14 protein-coding genes and 1 pseudogene are annotated in these 14,470 nt (G+C 70.5%); 9 read left to right on the top strand and 6 right to left on the bottom strand.

Going from position 1 to position 14,470, the window contains the following annotated elements:
• Nucleotides 1-2 precede the first annotated feature (2 nt).
• From ACGF0J_RS08710 to ACGF0J_RS08695, 4 genes are all read left to right on the top strand, one after another.
• On the top strand, nucleotides 3-1,427 hold the full coding sequence (locus ACGF0J_RS08710; protein WP_393143442.1) for an MFS transporter: 1,425 nt from the start codon (nucleotides 3-5) through the stop codon (nucleotides 1,425-1,427).
• Nucleotides 1,428-1,543: 116 nt separating this feature from the next.
• Nucleotides 1,544-2,035 (top strand): alpha/beta hydrolase fold domain-containing protein, encoded by a 492-nt coding sequence (locus tag ACGF0J_RS08705; RefSeq protein WP_393143440.1) that lies wholly within the window; start codon nucleotides 1,544-1,546, stop codon nucleotides 2,033-2,035.
• Entirely contained in the window at nucleotides 1,917-2,261 is a 345-nt protein-coding gene (locus ACGF0J_RS08700) for an alpha/beta hydrolase (RefSeq protein WP_393143438.1), read from the top strand. Before ACGF0J_RS08705 ends, ACGF0J_RS08700 begins: the two co-directional genes overlap by 119 nt.
• Nucleotides 2,262-2,325: 64 nt before the next feature.
• A complete protein-coding gene (locus ACGF0J_RS08695) occupies nucleotides 2,326-2,862 on the top strand; it encodes a hemerythrin domain-containing protein (RefSeq protein ID WP_393143436.1) in 537 nt (178 codons plus the stop codon).
• A gap of 98 nt (nucleotides 2,863-2,960) precedes the next feature.
• On the opposite strand, the gene ACGF0J_RS08690 is transcribed toward ACGF0J_RS08695, so the two are convergent.
• The 3 genes from ACGF0J_RS08690 to ACGF0J_RS08680 all read right to left on the bottom strand — a co-directional run bounded on the left by ACGF0J_RS08690 (nucleotide 2,961) and on the right by ACGF0J_RS08680 (nucleotide 5,600).
• A complete protein-coding gene (locus ACGF0J_RS08690) occupies nucleotides 2,961-3,305 on the bottom strand; it encodes a hypothetical protein (RefSeq protein WP_393143434.1) in 345 nt (114 codons plus the stop codon).
• A gap of 763 nt (nucleotides 3,306-4,068) precedes the next feature.
• Nucleotides 4,069-5,214 (bottom strand): DUF1648 domain-containing protein, encoded by a 1,146-nt coding sequence (locus tag ACGF0J_RS08685; RefSeq protein ID WP_393143432.1) that lies wholly within the window; start codon nucleotides 5,212-5,214, stop codon nucleotides 4,069-4,071.
• On the bottom strand, nucleotides 5,211-5,600 hold the full coding sequence (locus ACGF0J_RS08680) for a GntR family transcriptional regulator (RefSeq protein WP_393143430.1): 390 nt from the start codon (nucleotides 5,598-5,600) through the stop codon (nucleotides 5,211-5,213). The genes ACGF0J_RS08685 and ACGF0J_RS08680 overlap by 4 nt, the downstream gene beginning before the upstream one ends.
• A gap of 56 nt (nucleotides 5,601-5,656) precedes the next feature.
• On the opposite strand from ACGF0J_RS08680, the gene ACGF0J_RS08675 reads away from it, so the two are divergent.
• From ACGF0J_RS08675 to ACGF0J_RS08665, 3 genes are read left to right on the top strand one after another with little or no spacing between them, the layout of a single operon-like run.
• The gene (locus tag ACGF0J_RS08675) at nucleotides 5,657-6,013 is read left to right on the top strand and encodes a hypothetical protein (RefSeq protein WP_393143428.1); all 357 of its coding nucleotides are present in this window, start codon (nucleotides 5,657-5,659) and stop codon (nucleotides 6,011-6,013) included.
• A complete protein-coding gene (locus ACGF0J_RS08670; protein WP_393143426.1) occupies nucleotides 6,010-6,891 on the top strand; it encodes an ABC transporter ATP-binding protein in 882 nt (293 codons plus the stop codon). Before ACGF0J_RS08675 ends, ACGF0J_RS08670 begins: the two co-directional genes overlap by 4 nt.
• Nucleotides 6,888-7,682 carry an ABC transporter permease gene (locus tag ACGF0J_RS08665; RefSeq protein WP_393143424.1) on the top strand — a complete coding sequence of 265 codons (795 nt, stop codon included), beginning with the start codon at nucleotides 6,888-6,890 and terminating at the stop codon, nucleotides 7,680-7,682. Before ACGF0J_RS08670 ends, ACGF0J_RS08665 begins: the two co-directional genes overlap by 4 nt.
• 219 nt (nucleotides 7,683-7,901) lie before the next feature.
• On the opposite strand, the pseudogene ACGF0J_RS08660 reads toward ACGF0J_RS08665, so the two are convergent.
• Nucleotides 7,902-7,994 (bottom strand): annotated as a pseudogene (locus ACGF0J_RS08660) (Tn3 family transposase); the annotation flags it as partial.
• Nucleotides 7,995-8,245: 251 nt separating this feature from the next.
• Complete coding sequence (locus ACGF0J_RS08655; protein ID WP_393143422.1) at nucleotides 8,246-8,761, bottom strand: MarR family winged helix-turn-helix transcriptional regulator; 516 nt, start codon at nucleotides 8,759-8,761, stop codon at nucleotides 8,246-8,248.
• Nucleotides 8,762-8,864: 103 nt separating this feature from the next.
• Here ACGF0J_RS08655 and ACGF0J_RS08650 point away from each other — a divergent pair, with 103 nt between their 5' ends.
• The gene (locus ACGF0J_RS08650) at nucleotides 8,865-9,809 is read left to right on the top strand and encodes an EamA family transporter (protein WP_393143420.1); all 945 of its coding nucleotides are present in this window, start codon (nucleotides 8,865-8,867) and stop codon (nucleotides 9,807-9,809) included.
• 2 nt (nucleotides 9,810-9,811) lie between these two features.
• Entirely contained in the window at nucleotides 9,812-10,684 is an 873-nt protein-coding gene (locus ACGF0J_RS08645; RefSeq protein ID WP_393143418.1) for an NAD(P)H-binding protein, read from the top strand.
• Here the strand turns inward: ACGF0J_RS08645 and ACGF0J_RS08640 are convergent.
• Nucleotides 10,674-14,438 carry a helix-turn-helix domain-containing protein gene (locus ACGF0J_RS08640; protein WP_393143416.1) on the bottom strand — a complete coding sequence of 1,255 codons (3,765 nt, stop codon included), beginning with the start codon at nucleotides 14,436-14,438 and terminating at the stop codon, nucleotides 10,674-10,676. The two genes, ACGF0J_RS08645 and ACGF0J_RS08640, sit on opposite strands and share 11 nt — an antisense overlap.
• Nucleotides 14,439-14,470: the final 32 nt, after the last annotated feature.

Raw genomic sequence — 14,470 nt, 5'->3', positions numbered from 1 at the left:
TCATGACAACCAACATCGAGACGCAGCGGGCCAGGCCGCACACCGGGCCCGCCTGGTTGGTCCTGGCGTTGGCGTGTGCCTGCCAGTTCATGGTGATCCTGGATTCGTCCATCGTGAACGTGGCCCTGCCCTCGGTCCGCGAGGACCTCGGCTTTACACCCACCGGCCTGGCCTGGGTGGTGAACGGCTACCTGCTCACCTTCGCCGGCTTGATGCTGCTGGGTGGCCGCGCCGCCGACCTGTACGGCCCGCGCCGGATGCTGGCCGCCGGGCTGTTGTTGTTCTCCGCCTCGAGTCTGGCCGGCGGCCTGGCAACCGCTCCGGAGGTCCTGGTGGCGGCCCGCCTCGCGCAGGGCATCGGAGCCGCCATGATGGCCCCGGCGACACTGGCCGTGATCAACACCTCTTTCGCCGAGCCGAACGCGCGTGCCAAGGCATTCGGCGCATGGTCCGCCGCAGGCGGTGTGGGCGGGCTGGCCGGCGCGATCGCGGGCGGCGCCATCACCACCGGCCTGTCGTGGCGGTGGGTCTTCCTCATCAACGTGCCCATCGGCGCGGTGCTGATCGTCGCGGCGATAATGTCGCTGGCCGGCACGCGAAGCAGCCGGCGAGAGTCGCTCGACTTCACGGGCGCGGTCACCGGGACGGCGGGACTGGCCGCGCTGATCTACGGGGTCATGCAGAGCGCCGATCACGGCTGGTCGTCCGGGCTGGTCATCGGGCCGATCGTGGCGGGCCTGGTCCTGCTCGCCGTCTTCATCGTGGTGGAGGCACGCTTCGCCGCCCAGCCGATGGTGCCGCTGCGGCTGTTCAAGATCCGTGGGGTGGCGGTGGGCAGCGGCATGCTGCTGCTGTTCGGCGGGATCGGCATCGCTATGTGGTACTTCACCGCGCTCTTCCTGCAGAACGTCCTCGGCTACAGCGCGCTTCAAGCCGGGCTCGGGCAGACACCCGCGGCGGTGATGTTCATGGTGATCGCGCGGTGGGCCGCCGTCCTGCTGCCGCGCACCGGCGTGCGGCCTGTGTTGCTGTCCGGCAGCGCCTGTTTCCTGGCCGGATTCGGCTGGCTCTCCCTGGCTCATGCCGGCAGCGGCTATGTCACCAGCGTGCTCGGGCCTACGCTGCTCATCGCGGTCGGCATCGGGCTGAGCTTCCCCACTCTCATGGCCGTGGCGACTGCTGACGCTCCCGAGGGCGATGCGGGGATCATCGGCGGCCTGGCCCAAACCGCCAGCCAGGCGGGCGGGTCGATCGGCCTGGCGGTGCTCGCGACGGCTGCCGGCGCGAGAGCTGCGTCGGAGGCCGGCGGGGGCTCCCCGGCCGCCGCCCTCGCCGCCGGATATGGCCTGGTCTTCCTCATGGCGGCTGGGCTCGGCCTGGCTATCGCGGTGGTCAGCTTGCTGCTGCCGCGGCACCGGCGCGGCTGACCGCCGACGACGCCGCGTGCGCACTCGCCGCACCCCTGTGTCCGCGTACGACCTCACGTGGCGGTGCATGTGAACCGTCCTGGGTTTAGTTCCAACTTCTATTGGAGGATGGAGCTATGCCACGTCAGTTCCCGCCGGAGTTTCGGCAGCGCGCGTTGCGGCTGCTGGGCGAGTCCCGGGAGAACCACGAGTCGGAGTACGAGGCGATCAAGGCAGTAGCGTCGAGGCCGGAAATCCGGATGGAACGAAAACGTACGCTAAGCCCGTTCGCCCAGGCCGTGGCGGGTTCACAGGCAGGGTCTGCGGGAGGCGCTAGCGTACGTTTTCCGTTCCAAGGCACAGCAGGGTGCATCCTGGCGGGTGAGTCCGCCGGGGGCACATTGCTGCTGTCGGCGCTGCTCGTGCTCAAGCAGGCAGCCGATCCCCTCCCCACGGGGGCGGTGGCCATTTCCCCACAGACCGACCTCACCCTCTCCAGCCCGTCCATCGATGCAAACGACGGCCAGGACTTCGTTAACCGGGCTGTGCTCGACCACGTCCGCACCCCATATCTGGCCAGGGCACAGCCGGACCGAGCACCTCAGTCTCCCCTCCCACGGCGAGCTTGACGGGCGGCCGCCGCTGCTGCTCGCGGTGGGCGCGAAAGAAGTGCTTCTCGACGACGCGCGGCGCTTCGCCGAAGCCGTCTCCACCGCCGGAGGAAACGTCTATCTCGACATCTACGACGGTATGCCCCATGCCTTACACGCCACCGTCCTCCCTATCGCCACCACCCTGCTCCGCCGCATCGCAGAGTGGATCAACCAAGCACCCCTCGCACAGGACCAGACATGATGATCACCCTGGCTCTGAATCACGCGTCCACGGCCCCCAAGGCGTCACCCATCCGGAGGAGAGCATGAATGCACGTTCCGAGGCGGGCAGCCGCCTCACCGCCTTGGGCACACAGTTGCTCGAAGTGCATGTCTGGCTCCGCGAGATGCTGGAAGACCTCCAGGACAGCGTCGACGACTACTTCGACGGCAAGGGGCTTCCGCCACGGGACCTGCGTGCCCACTGCCCTTCCTTCTGCACGGCGTTGACGCGCCACCACACCGGCGAGGACAAGGGCGCGTTCCCGGCGATCGCCGAGGAGTTCCCTGAGCTGCGCAAGGTGCTCTCCGACCTGCGCACCGACCACAACCAGCTGGACTGGCTGGTGGGGAATCTGCAGAAACTGCTCGAGTCCCTCCCGGAGAAACCGGACCCGGCCACGGCCTCTAAGGTGCGCGAGGAGGTGGAGGCGCTGTCGGCGATCATGCAGACGCACTTCATCTATGAGGAGAAGAAGCTGATCTCCGTACTCAACTCGATGGACGTGCCCGAGTGGCGCGAGAGCCGGCCCGACTTCCTGCTGATCGACGACGAGGACGGAGCTCGGACTTCTTCTCGGTGAGGTTCCACACCAGGAGAACGGCGACCGCGGACCGCCGCGCGGCTCCTCATGCTCCAGTGATGCGCCCAGGACGATCGGCAGACTTCCGGCTGCTGCCGCTACCGGTGGCGGTCGAGCGCGTCGCCGTGGCCCCTCAGATCGCTGCCCAGCCTGGCCATCTGATCGGCGTGATCGCTCAACGCTGCGGAGTGCTCCGCCAAGGCCGCCGTCTGGGCCGCCGCCAGGTCATGGCCGTGACGCAGCTCGTGGTAGATCGCCTGGAGCATCGACAGCTGCGCATCAGCCAGCAGCTCGCCGGCACTCCGATCGGCCAGCTCAGCCGCGGTCTTGTTCTCGTAGCCGATACTGCCGTAGGCCTGCCCGGCGAACTGGTAGAACATCTCGGCCGTGGCCCGGTCGCTTTCGGGCTGGCCATTAGGGGCGGGGATCTGGGAGGTGTCCACGACCACGACGGTAACCCGAATGGCTCTGGCTGCCCCAGCGCTCAGGTGCCGGGGCGCGAAGCTGGCGCCCGCGACGACGCCGTCGACCTCAGTTCAAGGGGCTGACGATCTCCGAAACGCAGCGGCGCTCCGGGACGGCGCCGGAGGCTGTTGCCGTGTCAATAAGCGATACCGCAGATCAACGGCACGGCGACGGTGAAGAACTTGTAGCCGACGAGGCCTTCACGGCCGTCGGCTATATCGAGGATCTCTGACCCGGTGCCCTCGCACGAGGCCGCGCACTACGGTGCTGGCATGGTGATGCGGTTGCTGCTGGAGCCCTTGCCCGCGTCGTGGCCGGCACCGGCACGACCGACGGGACTGCGCGGCCTGCTCACCCGGCTGCAGGAGATGGCCGACGCGGTGCGGCGGCCAGGCAACCTCGATGACCTCAAAGGGCACCTACGGCGGGCAGCCCGCGCTACCTCGGACGCCGGTTCACGCTCGCCTCGGGGCTGCTCGGCGTGATCGTCGTCAAACGCCCGCTGGGCCCGCCGCCGCCGGACCTGTTCGCACGCCTGCGCCGCGACCTGCGCCGGCACGCCACCACGAATTCGGCCGAGACGGGCATCGTGGCCTGCCGGCCAGGCGCCTTACCGCTTCGGCGGTCAGGCAGGTGATCGAGCAAGACATTGACACCGACACGATGGAGGGCCGCGCGATGTTCGGCATGCTGTCGGTCCTGGCCGAGTTGCAGCGCGAGTTGATCGTCGCCGGCCAATCATCAGAAGAGGCTGTGCTTCTCCGGCAGATCAACGACGCCCGCCAGCGCCAGTCCCGCGAACACGATCAAGGCAACTGCGAGGACACCGAGCAGGAGCCAGGCAATCGGATGGCCGAGATTAAGGGTCCATGAGGAGGAGCTGAGACGGGCGTGTACGAGCAGAGCCGGGTCGCGGCGGTTTGCGTAGACGGTGCCGGCGAGGAACCAGTGGCGGTCGTCGTCGCGCTGGCCGGCCCCGGTGTCCTCCAGTTCCTCGCCTGGCAGAGCGGGGAGCCGGTGCCCAGCCTGGCCCACTTTGATCTCCCATATCAGCCAGCCGCCCAGCAGCACGATGAGCGGGGCGTAGACGGCCACATGCCAGGCGATCTTGGGGGGGACGATCTCCCACAGATGCAGGGCTGCGAAGAACAGAGCCAGGTTCAGGCAGGCCGCGGAGAGCAACGACATCATCGCAACGCCGCGCAGGTAGATGCGGTAGCGGCGGGCTGAACCTTGGGGTCTGGCGGCATCGAGGTCGGGGCGGGCGCGTAGCACGGCCAGGACTGTGGCCAGGACTATCCCGGTGATGACGATCTGGTAGATCACCGGTTGGAAGGCGTTCAGCACGGTTGTGGGTTCACGCTGGGAGGAGGCTGTGCCGTACCCAAGAAATGGCGGCAGCGTGGCGGGCAGTCCGCCGTAGCGTGCCCAGCCGATGGCCGCGGTGAGCAGCAGCACGGACAGCGTGGGCAGCCCCCACGACCACGGCACGCGGACCGGGTCGGTGCGGAAGGTGGTGTCCACGGTGACGCCCTGACGCCGCTCGGCCGCCCACCGGCCGGCGAGCTTGGCGGCGCGGACCATGCGATGAGCGCGATAGAACAACAGCAGGTCCACGACGATCACCACCGTCGTGGCGATGCCGATCGCGGCAGCAGACCCGGTGATCAGCAGTCCAAGGATCGAGACCACTGCGGCGAGTGCGGCCACCAGGCCGGTCGTGCGAGCGTAGAACCGCCGCGCAGTGGTGATGGCGGGATCGCCCACCCGCTGGATGCCGACGCGTACTCCGAACGGCAGTGTGGGCCTTGCCAGCGCCGGAAGCGCCAGCATGAGGGACGTGACCAGTGCGATGAGGATCAGGTTGGCGCCGAGGAGCGGGATCACGCGCTCTCCTCGAAAGCGATCAGTAGAGCCTCGCACCGGCGCAGCACATCCTGCCGGTCGATGCCGTGGACGGTGGCTTCTGCCAGCAGCACGCGCATACGTTCCTCCCAGTCGTCGATAAAGGGGGCCTCGGGCGGGCCGGTGTCGGCATCGCGCCGTACGACCGCGCCGCTCTTGCGGTTGATCCGGATGACGCCCTGCTGTCGCAGCAGGTCGTAGGCCTTGTTCACGGTATGGAAGTTGATGCCGAAATCCGCGGCGAGTTGCCGCGTGGAGGGCAGTGCGTCGCCTTCGCGCGCCTGCCGTCTGGCGATCGCCTCCACGATCCGGTCCCGGATCTGTTGGTAGATCGGGACCTCGCTGTCGAGGTCAAGGGTCAAGTGCACACCATCACTCTATCTGATATACATCTAATAGAACAGATAGACGGAGAGGACACCTTGTGCTGCAGGTAGAGATTCACCAGGAAACGCTGACCATCCGCTTCGCCCCATGGACACGGCTGTTCACCCGGACCGGCGCGGTGAGCGTGCCACTGGCGCAGATCGCCGAGGTGCACCTGCTCGACCGGCCGCTCGCGGCTGCCACGGGCACCCACTACGGCCTGCTCGTCTCCGGCGTCAGCAAGGTCGGCACCTGGACGTCCCTGACCGGCGTCAAGCGTCTGGTCGCCGCCCGACGAGAGGTCACCGGCCTACGGATCATCCTCAAGAGCCGGGTGTCGGGCTACGACGAGCTGATCCTCAGTGTTCCGGACGCCGAACAGCTTCAGCGCCGGCTGATCGCGGTGATGGCATGAACATCGAGGTGCATGGCCTGACCAAGGCGTTCGGATCGATAAGGGCCGTCACCGACCTCAGCTTCGAGGCCGAAGCGGGGAACGTCACCGGATTCCTGGGGCCGAACGGCGCCGGCAAGACCACCACCATGCGGATGATGCTGGGCCTGATCACGCCGACCTCCGGCACCGCCACGTTCGGCGGCAGCCGCTACGCAAACCTGCCCCGCCCGTCGGCCACCGTTGGAGCCGTGCTGGACAGCGCGGGCTTCCACCCCGCCCACAACGCCCGCGACCACCTGCGGGTCTACGCCCGCATAGGCCGGTACGGCACGGCCCGGATCAACCAGGTCGCCGACCTGACCGGGGTATCGGCCTTCGCCGACCGCCCCACGCGCACCCTGTCCACCGGCATGCGGCAACGCCTCAGCCTGGCCACCGCGCTGCTCGGCGATCCCCCGGTGCTGCTGCTGGACGAACCGAGCAACGGCCTGGACCCTGAAGGCATCGCCTGGCTGCGGCACTTCGTCCGCGAACTGGCCGCCGACGGCCGCACCATCCTCATCTCCAGCCATGTGCTCGGCGAGATCGAGCACATGGCCGACCATGTGGTGGTGATCCGCGACGGCCGGCTGGTCACCACAGGACCCATCACCGGCTTGTACGGCACAGCCATCGTGCTGGTCCGCTCCCCGCAAGCGGATCTGCTCGCCGCCAGGCTGATGGAGCGCGGGACCCGAGTGGAGCATCCACAACCCGACCTCCTGCGCATCCGCGGCCTGAGCGCCGCAGAGGTCGCCACCGCTGCCGCCTCCCACGGCGTCACACTGCACGAGATCACCCCCGAGCGCCCCACTCTGGAACAAGCGTTCCTGCACCTCACCGGAGGTTCCCGATGACCGCGCTCCTTGCCGCTGAATGGACGCGCCTGACCAGTACCAGGCTCTGGCTGTGGGGTCTGCTGGCCGCGCTCGCCAGTGGAGCACTCGTGGGCTTGCTCGCCCTTGTCGGGCCGGAAAACTTCACGCCTCCGCTGCCCGGGCTGGACACCGCCCAAGGCACCCGCGTGCTGCTGGGTCTGCTCGGCTTCACCGTCTTTGCCCCCGCTCTGCTGGGCACCATCGCGGTGTCCTCGGAGTATCGGCACCGGACCATCACCACCACGACGCTGTTCGCTCCCAGACGCTGGACCTGGCTGGCGGCCAAGCTGGGGGTCTACACGGGGGCTGGGCTCGCCTACGGCGCGGTCGCCGCGGCTGTGGCCGGCGGCGCTCTGTTCGGGGTGGCCATGCTCAAGGGCGTCACGCTTGGTCTCCCGGCTGTCGTGATCGCGGCCTTGTTGGCCCGCATCGCGCTGACCATGGCCGTCTACACTCTGCTGGGCGTCGCGGTGGGTGCTCTGCTTCGCAACCAGGTGACCGCTCTCGTCGCCGTCGGTGCCTACTTCTACATGATCGAGACCGTGTTGATGCTCGTCCCGGGAATCAAAGTGCTCTATCCCTATCTCCCGGGCGGCGCCACTGCCGCGCTGACCGGCTTCACTTATCTGGCGGATGCCGTGGCCAGTCAGACCGGCACCTCTGCGGCCCAACTGCTGTCCGCGCCGGCAGGTGGTGGCGTCTTGGTTTGCTATGCCATGATCGCGGCTGCCATCGCCGTCGCGGCCCCGTTGCGACGAGACATCATGTGAGCGTCCTGACAGACCCACTGACTGTTGAACCTGGGTGCGCGGGCCCGACCCGAGGTCGAGCTGTTTGCTCATGTCGAGCTCGAACTTGCCGTACAGGTTCAGATGGGACCAGAACAGAGCCGACAGGGCGCGCCGGTCGGCCTCGGTGAGCTTTTTTCGCCACTTCGGCTCGGCGAGGACGATCTGTACCATCCTGGTGTTCAGGTATTTGTTGGCCGAGTCCCAGTTCTCCACCACGTTCAGGCCCTCGTGGATTTCGCGGCGCAGTTCCTCCTCGGTCAGGGAGTCGCACATGAAGACGGTGCGGATCACCCGGCCGCCCTCCAGCTACGGCCAGGCCTCGCCTTCGGTCAGGCCCGGCCGGTACAGGCGGGCTGAGCCGATGTTCTTCAGCCGGGGCAGCAGCTTGAAGTCCAGCAAGTCCTGCGTTCGACGTAATTCGGTGGCCTGGAGGGGTTCGCCCACGTCCAAGATCTGGTCAGCGTGACGAACTCTTCGACGGCTGCTGACCGGCCCTATTAGCCCTTTCCGGTGGAGCGCCGTGCCGGAGCGGCCGGCGGTCTTCAGGAGTTCAGCGGGTTGCGTGGCGAGTGGTCGCCGAGGCTGGTGAGCAGCTTGCGCAGCAAGCCGGCGAGGTCGTCCTGGTCGCGGCCGCTCAGTTTGCCGAGGAGCTTGGCTTCGAGGTCGACATGGGCGACGACGACCCGGTCGATCAGCTCCCGGCCCGGCTCGGTCAGCGAGATCAGCACGCTGCGCCGGTTGGCGGGATCGACCTCGCGGGTCACCAGTTCCCTGGCGACGAGCCGGTCGATCCGGTTGGTGATCGCTCCGGAGGTGACCATCGACTGCTCGACCAGTTGCCCGGCGGTGAGCTGATAGGGGGGCCCGGACCGGCGCAGCGTCCCCAGGATGTCGAACTCCCACAGCTGCAGGCCGTGCGTGGCGAAGTGGTCGCGCAGCTCGCGTTCGAGCAGCCGGGAGGCGCGCTGGATCCGGGCGACCACGCCCATCGGCGTGGGGTCGATGTCGGGCCGTTCGGTCCGCCACTGGTCCATCCGCCAGTCGACGTTGTCCTCCACGGGCCTGCCGCCTCCAGAACATCTCAACGTGAAACTGTTTGACGTCATGCTAACAGACGGCTACATTTCCCAACGTTGAATATTTCAATGTTAAGGAGATGAGATGACGCAGGCTCTGAGCCGGTCGGCCGTGGGCGGCGCCGCCCCACCCGGGAGCACCCTGGGCCTGACCGCGCTGACCGCCCTCGCGCCGGCCAGTTGGGGCACCACCTACCTGGTCACCACCGAGTTCCTCCCGACGGGCCACCCCTTGGTGTCCGGCGTCATCCGGGCGCTGCCGGCGGGGCTGGTCCTGCTCGCCGTCACGCGCAAGCTGCCGCACGGCACGTGGCTGTGGCGCTCGTTGGTGCTCGGCACCCTCAACATCGGCGCGCTCTTCGCGCTGCTGTTCGTCGCCGCCTACCGACTGCCGGGCGGCATCGCGGCGACCCTCACCGCCGTCCAGCCGTTGTTCGTCGTCGGCCTGGCGTTCCTGCTGCTCGGCGAGAAGCCCACCCGCTGGAGGCTCGGCTGGGGCCTGGTCGGCGTGGTGGGCGTCGGATTGATCGTCCTGCGCGGCCGGCTCGCGTTCGACCTGCTTGGCATCCTGGCCGGCATCGCGGCCGCCGGGGTGATGGCGGGCGGGATCGTGCTCACCAAGCGCTGGGGACGCCCGGCGGGCGTGGGCGCCGCGACCCTCGCCGGCTGGCAGCTCACCGCCGGCGGTCTCGTGCTCGTCCCCCTCGCGCTCGCGTTCGAGGGGCTTCCGCCCGCACTGGACCTTCGTGCGATCGGCGGCTACGCGTGGCTGACCGTGGTGGGCGCCCTGCTCTCCTTCCTGGTCTGGTTCCACGGCATCGGCAAGCTGCCCGTGGTCGCCGTGTCGTTCCTCGCCCTGCTCTCCCCCGTGGTCGCCGCGATCCTCGGCTGGCTGTTCCTCGGCGAGTCCCTGACGCCGTGGCAGGGGGTCGGGTTCGTGCTCGCGCTCACCGCCATCGCCGCCGCGCAACTGACCCCCGACGTCATCCGCAACCTCGTCCGCACCCCCGTCACCGCCAAAGGAGAATGAACATGTCGCGTACCGTGCTCATCACCGGAGCCACCGGAACCGTCTCCACCGCGCTGATGACCGCGCTGGAAGGGGCCGAGGTGGAGCTTCGCGCCCTGGTCCACCAGGAGTCGACAGCGGACGGCCCGCGCGAGCGGGGCGCCGAGATCTTCGTCGGTGACCTCGACGACCCCCGTTCGCTGCCGCCCGCCTTCGAGGGCATGCAGGACGTGTGGCTGCTCACCCCGAACGGCCCGCGGGCGCCGGAGAACAGCATGAACGTCGTGTGGGCCGCCCGCCAGGCCGGCGTGGAGCGGATCGTGCGCCTGTCCGTCGTCGGCGCCGCGCACGACGCGCCGAACCGCAGCGGCAGGCTGCACGCGCTGTCCGACCGGGAGATCGAACGCTGCGGCATGCGCTGGACGATCCTGCGTCCGCACTGGTTCATGCAGAACCTGCTGAACGAGGCGGGCGACATCGCCGCCACCGGCACCTTCTCGTCGAACATGGGGTCGGCGCGGATCGGCATGATCGACGTACGGGACATCGCCGACTGCGCCGCCCGCGTGCTCCTCGACGACCCGGACCGCCACCACGGCGAGACGTACACCCTCACCGGCCCGCGTTCGCGGACGCTGGACGAGGTGGCCGGCCACCTGAGCGCCGCTCTCGACAGGGCCGTCACCTACCTGCCGGTCAGCGACGACGCCAAGCGCAAGGCACTGCTCGGCTACGGCGTCCCGACCTGGATCGTCGACATGCTGGAGGAGTACGCGCAGGCGTACGCCTCCGGCTGGGGGGACTTCACCACCGGTACGGTGGCCGACCTTCTCGGCCGCCCCCCGCGCGACCTCGCCGACTTCGTCCGCGACCACGCCGCGGCGTTCACGGCGTAGCGGGATCATCCCGCTGGTGACACGGTCGCCGCCGGTCGATGCCGGGGAAATGGCCCGCCCACTGCCCGGCCGTGAGGTCCGGGTACGCCCTGGCGCAGACGGCCAGGCCCGCCGGCGCCGGATCGACCCTCCACAGCCGGGCCGGGCGGTCGGCTCCGCCGCTGACCAGCAGGCGGCCGGCGAACAGCAGGCCGACCACGGGCCCTTCGCCACCCGTCAGGACCGCCCAGCGGGTGGGTGCGCGGGGATCCGTGACATCCCACAGGTGCACGCTCGGCTCGCCGCCGCCGGTCGCGAGCAGGCGGCTGTCGGGACTGAAGGCGAGCGAGTCCACATAGGTGCCGTGGCCGTCCAGGACCGCCAGCGGGGCCGGGCGGCCGGGGCGGGTGACGTCCCACAGCCGGACGGTGGTGTCCTGGCCTGCCGTGGCCAGGGTGCGGCCGCCGGGGCTGAACGCGCCGTTGTAGACCGCGTTGTCGTGGCCGCGCAGGACCGCCACGGAGACCGGGCGGTCCGGGTCGGTCAGGTCCCACAGGCGGGCGGTCCTGTCGTAGCCGAAGGAGGCCAACAGGCGTCCGGACGGGGCGAAGGCGAGGGCGTTGACGAAGCCGGTGTGGCCGGTGAGCGGCCGGGTCTCGCGCGGGTGGGCGGGGTCGCTGATGTCCCAGGCGCGAATCACGAGGTCGCGGGTGGCGGTGACGGCGAGCACCCGGCGGTCGGCGCTGAACTCCGCGCTGTCCGGGGGTGCCGCCGCGCCGTCCATGGTGGCGAGCAGCGCGGGGGCGGGGCCGGTGAGGCTCCACAGGCGGATCGTGCCGCCGGGGCCCGCGGTGACCATGAGCGATCCGTCGGCGGACAGCTTCACCAGCCCCTCGGTGCGGGCCTGGAGCCGGCTCACCGGGCGGTGCGGGTCGCTGACGTCCCAGCGCAGCGCGTGAACGCCGTTGCCGGTGATCACCGTCTGGCCGTCCGGGGCGGCCCAGACCGGCCTGGTGCGCCCGCTGCCCATCAGGGCGGGGCCGGGCAGGTCCCACAGGCGGAGCAGGTGGTCGTAGGAGCCGGTGGCGAGGGTGTGGCCGTCCGGGCTGAAGGCGACGTCGGACATCGCCCCGGTGTCGATCGGGGCGCCGGGGCGCGGGCTGAGCGTCTGGAGCGGTCGTCCGTCGGCGACGTCCCAGAGGCGGGCGGTGTTGTCGTCGCCCGCGGTGGCGATGGTCCGGCCGTCCGGGGCGAAGACGGCGCCGTTCACCGCCCAGCGGTGGCCGGACAGCGTGGCCCGGAGGCGGGGACGGCGCGGCCGGGCCACGTCCCACACCCGGGGCGTGCCGTCCTGTCCGGCGGTGACCAGGCGCCGCCCATCGGGATCGAACGCGACCGACAAGACTCTGCCGTGGTGGCCCGTCAGCGTCGAGAGCGGGCGGACCCCGGTGATCGTCAGGGCCGGGCCGGACCCGGTGGCCGGCGGCGGCGGGGGCAGGGCGGCCAGGTCCCACAGGCGGGCCGTGCCGTCGTCCCCGGCGCCGGCCAGCAGCCGGCCGTGTACGGCCAGCCGCCGCACCATACCCCGGTGGCCGTGCAGCGTGGCCAGGGGCCGGCCCGTGGCCGCGTCCCTCACGGCGATCACGCCCGTGCCGCCGCCGGTGGCCAGGAAGCGGCCGTCGGGGGTGTAGGCCAGTGCGTGAACGGCGCCGTCGGCGGCGGGCAGGGTCATCAGGGGCCGGACGGTGGTGGGGGCCGCCAACGGACGGGCGGCGAGAACGTCCCACAGGCGGATGGTGCCGTCGTCGCCGCCGCTGGCGAGCCGCCGCCCGTCGGGTGCGAAGGCGAGCGCGACGACCTCGCCCGTGTGTCCGGCCAGGACGGCGAGCGGGCGCGGCCGATGCGGCGCGGCCACGTCCCACAGCCGCACGGTCCCGTCCTTGCTCGCGCTGGCGAGCAGCTCGCCGCCGGGCGCGTACTCGACATCGTGCACGTAGTCGGTGTGGCCGCCCAGCCGCAGGTTGAACGGCACGCCGAAGGCGCTGAGCAGCCCGCCTCGCGCCTCCACGGTGGGTGCGAGCACGTACGCGGCCTGGACGAGCCGGGCGGCGAGCGCGGGATCGGCCGCGCGAACGGCGGACGCCTGCCCGGCCACCTGGCGGGACAGGGCGATGTCGCGCTGCTCACGCGCGGTCACGGCCTCGTCGAGCGCGGCGACGCCGCTGAGGCAGGCCAGCACGAGCAGCAGGACGAGGCCGGCCGCCAGCCGCCGCAGCCTGCGTGCCCCGGCGCGGGCGGCCTGCTCCTGGCGCCGTACCAGTTCGGCCGAGGCGTCGAGGAACTCGGCGGCGAGCGCGCCGGGCGGATGCGTCGTGGCGGTGCTCCACTCCTGGGCGGCGGCCAGGCGGGTGCCCCGGTAGAGGGAGGCGGGGTCGCGGCCCTCTCGGTCCCAGGCAGCGGCGTCGGCGGCCAGGCGGCGTCCGGCCAGGAGCGCGGCCCGGTCCTCCGCGAGCCATGAGCGCAGCAGTGGCCAGGCGGTGAGCAGCGCCTCGTGGCTGATCTCGACGGTTCCGTCGTCGGCGGTGAGCAGTCGCTGGGCGACGAAGCTGTCCAGGACGTCCCCGGCGCCCTCGGGCAGATGGTGCCTGGCCACGCGGCGTCGGGCGTCGGCGGTGTCGTCTGCGACGTGCACCAGTTGCAGCAGCAGCCGCCGGGCCAGCGTGCGTTGCGGCTCGGTCAGCCCGGCATAGGCGGTGCCGGCGCTGAGCGCGATCGCGCCGGCGATGCCGCCGGCGGCGTGGTAGTCGGCGACGGTGATCGTGGTGCCGTGGCCGCGTCGCCAGGTGGCGTACAGGGCGTGGGACAACAGCGGAAGTGCGCCGGCGGCCGGAGTCCGGTCGCGCTGGGTCAGATCGCGCAGGATGAGGTCGGCCAGCCCGGCTTCGAGGTCGAGACCGGCCTTGCGGGCCGGTTCGGTGATGGCCGCGCGCAGGCCGGCTTCGTCCATCGGACCGAGCGTGAGCTGGCCCTCGGTGATGGCGGCCACCAGCTCCCGATGGTCCAGGGCCTGGGTGTAGAAGTCGGAGCGCAGGCCGAGCACGACGACGTTGCCGCGCGCGAGACTGTGGAGGGCTGCGACGAAGGCGTGCCGCTCCTCCTCGTCCCGGCACAGGGTGAACAGCTCCTCGAACTGGTCGAGCACGATGAGCGGACCTTCCAGGCCCGCGAGCGTGTCCATCGGTCTGGCGCCGGGGGTCCGGACCGTTCCCGTACCCAGCGTGGCGATCAGGCCGGCGCCGATCAGTGAGGACTTCCCCGACCCGGAGGGGCCGACCAGAACCTGCAGGCCGCCGCCGCGTCCGCGCAGCTCGCCCACCCGGGCGACCAGCCGTCGGGCCGGCTCGTCGCGGCCGAAGAACCAGCCGGCGTTCTCGGGCTGAAAGGCGGCCAGGCCCAGGTACGGCGTGGGCCCCGACCGGAGTGCGCCGCGTCGTTGCCTGGCCCGCCGCCAGCCGGCGAGCCACTCCCCGATCCGGTCCTGGTCGTCCTCGCCGCACGCGTGCAATACCTGGAGCAGCAGCTCGCGGGAGGAGAGGGACGGGAGCCCCCGCCCGGCGAACCAGTCGCCGATCGTGCTGTGCGCGCCTCGTACGCCGACCTTCGCCGCCACCTGGCGGACGGTCAGGCCCGCGCGCTCGCGCAGCAGGGTCAGCTCGTCGGCGAAGTCGCGGCGCGTCCTGATCCGTCGCGGCAGCGGATCGTTGGCCTCGGGCACATCTGCATGTCGGCCTGACCTGCCGCAAGGTT

The sequence above is a fragment of the Nonomuraea sp. NPDC047897 genome (assembly GCF_043204415.1).
Classification (GTDB): Bacteria; Actinomycetota; Actinomycetes; order Streptosporangiales; family Streptosporangiaceae; genus Nonomuraea.
Note: the sequence above shows the minus strand (reverse complement) of the source record. Positions and strands in the feature narration are given on the sequence as shown.

Bases quoted from the DNA above. Each gene is read 5' to 3' on its own strand.
- ACGF0J_RS08705 (WP_393143440.1), top strand. From the start codon at position 1,544: ATGCCACGTCAGTTCCCGCCGGAGTTTCGGCAGCGCGCGTTGCGGCTG.
- ACGF0J_RS08645 (WP_393143418.1), top strand. From the start codon at position 9,812: ATGTCGCGTACCGTGCTCATCACCGGAGCCACCGGAACCGTCTCCACC.
- ACGF0J_RS08710 (WP_393143442.1), top strand. From the start codon at position 3: ATGACAACCAACATCGAGACGCAGCGGGCCAGGCCGCACACCGGGCCC.
- ACGF0J_RS08670 (WP_393143426.1), top strand. From the start codon at position 6,010: ATGAACATCGAGGTGCATGGCCTGACCAAGGCGTTCGGATCGATAAGG.
- ACGF0J_RS08700 (WP_393143438.1), top strand. From the start codon at position 1,917: ATGCAAACGACGGCCAGGACTTCGTTAACCGGGCTGTGCTCGACCACG.
- ACGF0J_RS08650 (WP_393143420.1), top strand. From the start codon at position 8,865: ATGACGCAGGCTCTGAGCCGGTCGGCCGTGGGCGGCGCCGCCCCACCC.
- ACGF0J_RS08665 (WP_393143424.1), top strand. From the start codon at position 6,888: ATGACCGCGCTCCTTGCCGCTGAATGGACGCGCCTGACCAGTACCAGG.
- ACGF0J_RS08695 (WP_393143436.1), top strand. From the start codon at position 2,326: ATGAATGCACGTTCCGAGGCGGGCAGCCGCCTCACCGCCTTGGGCACA.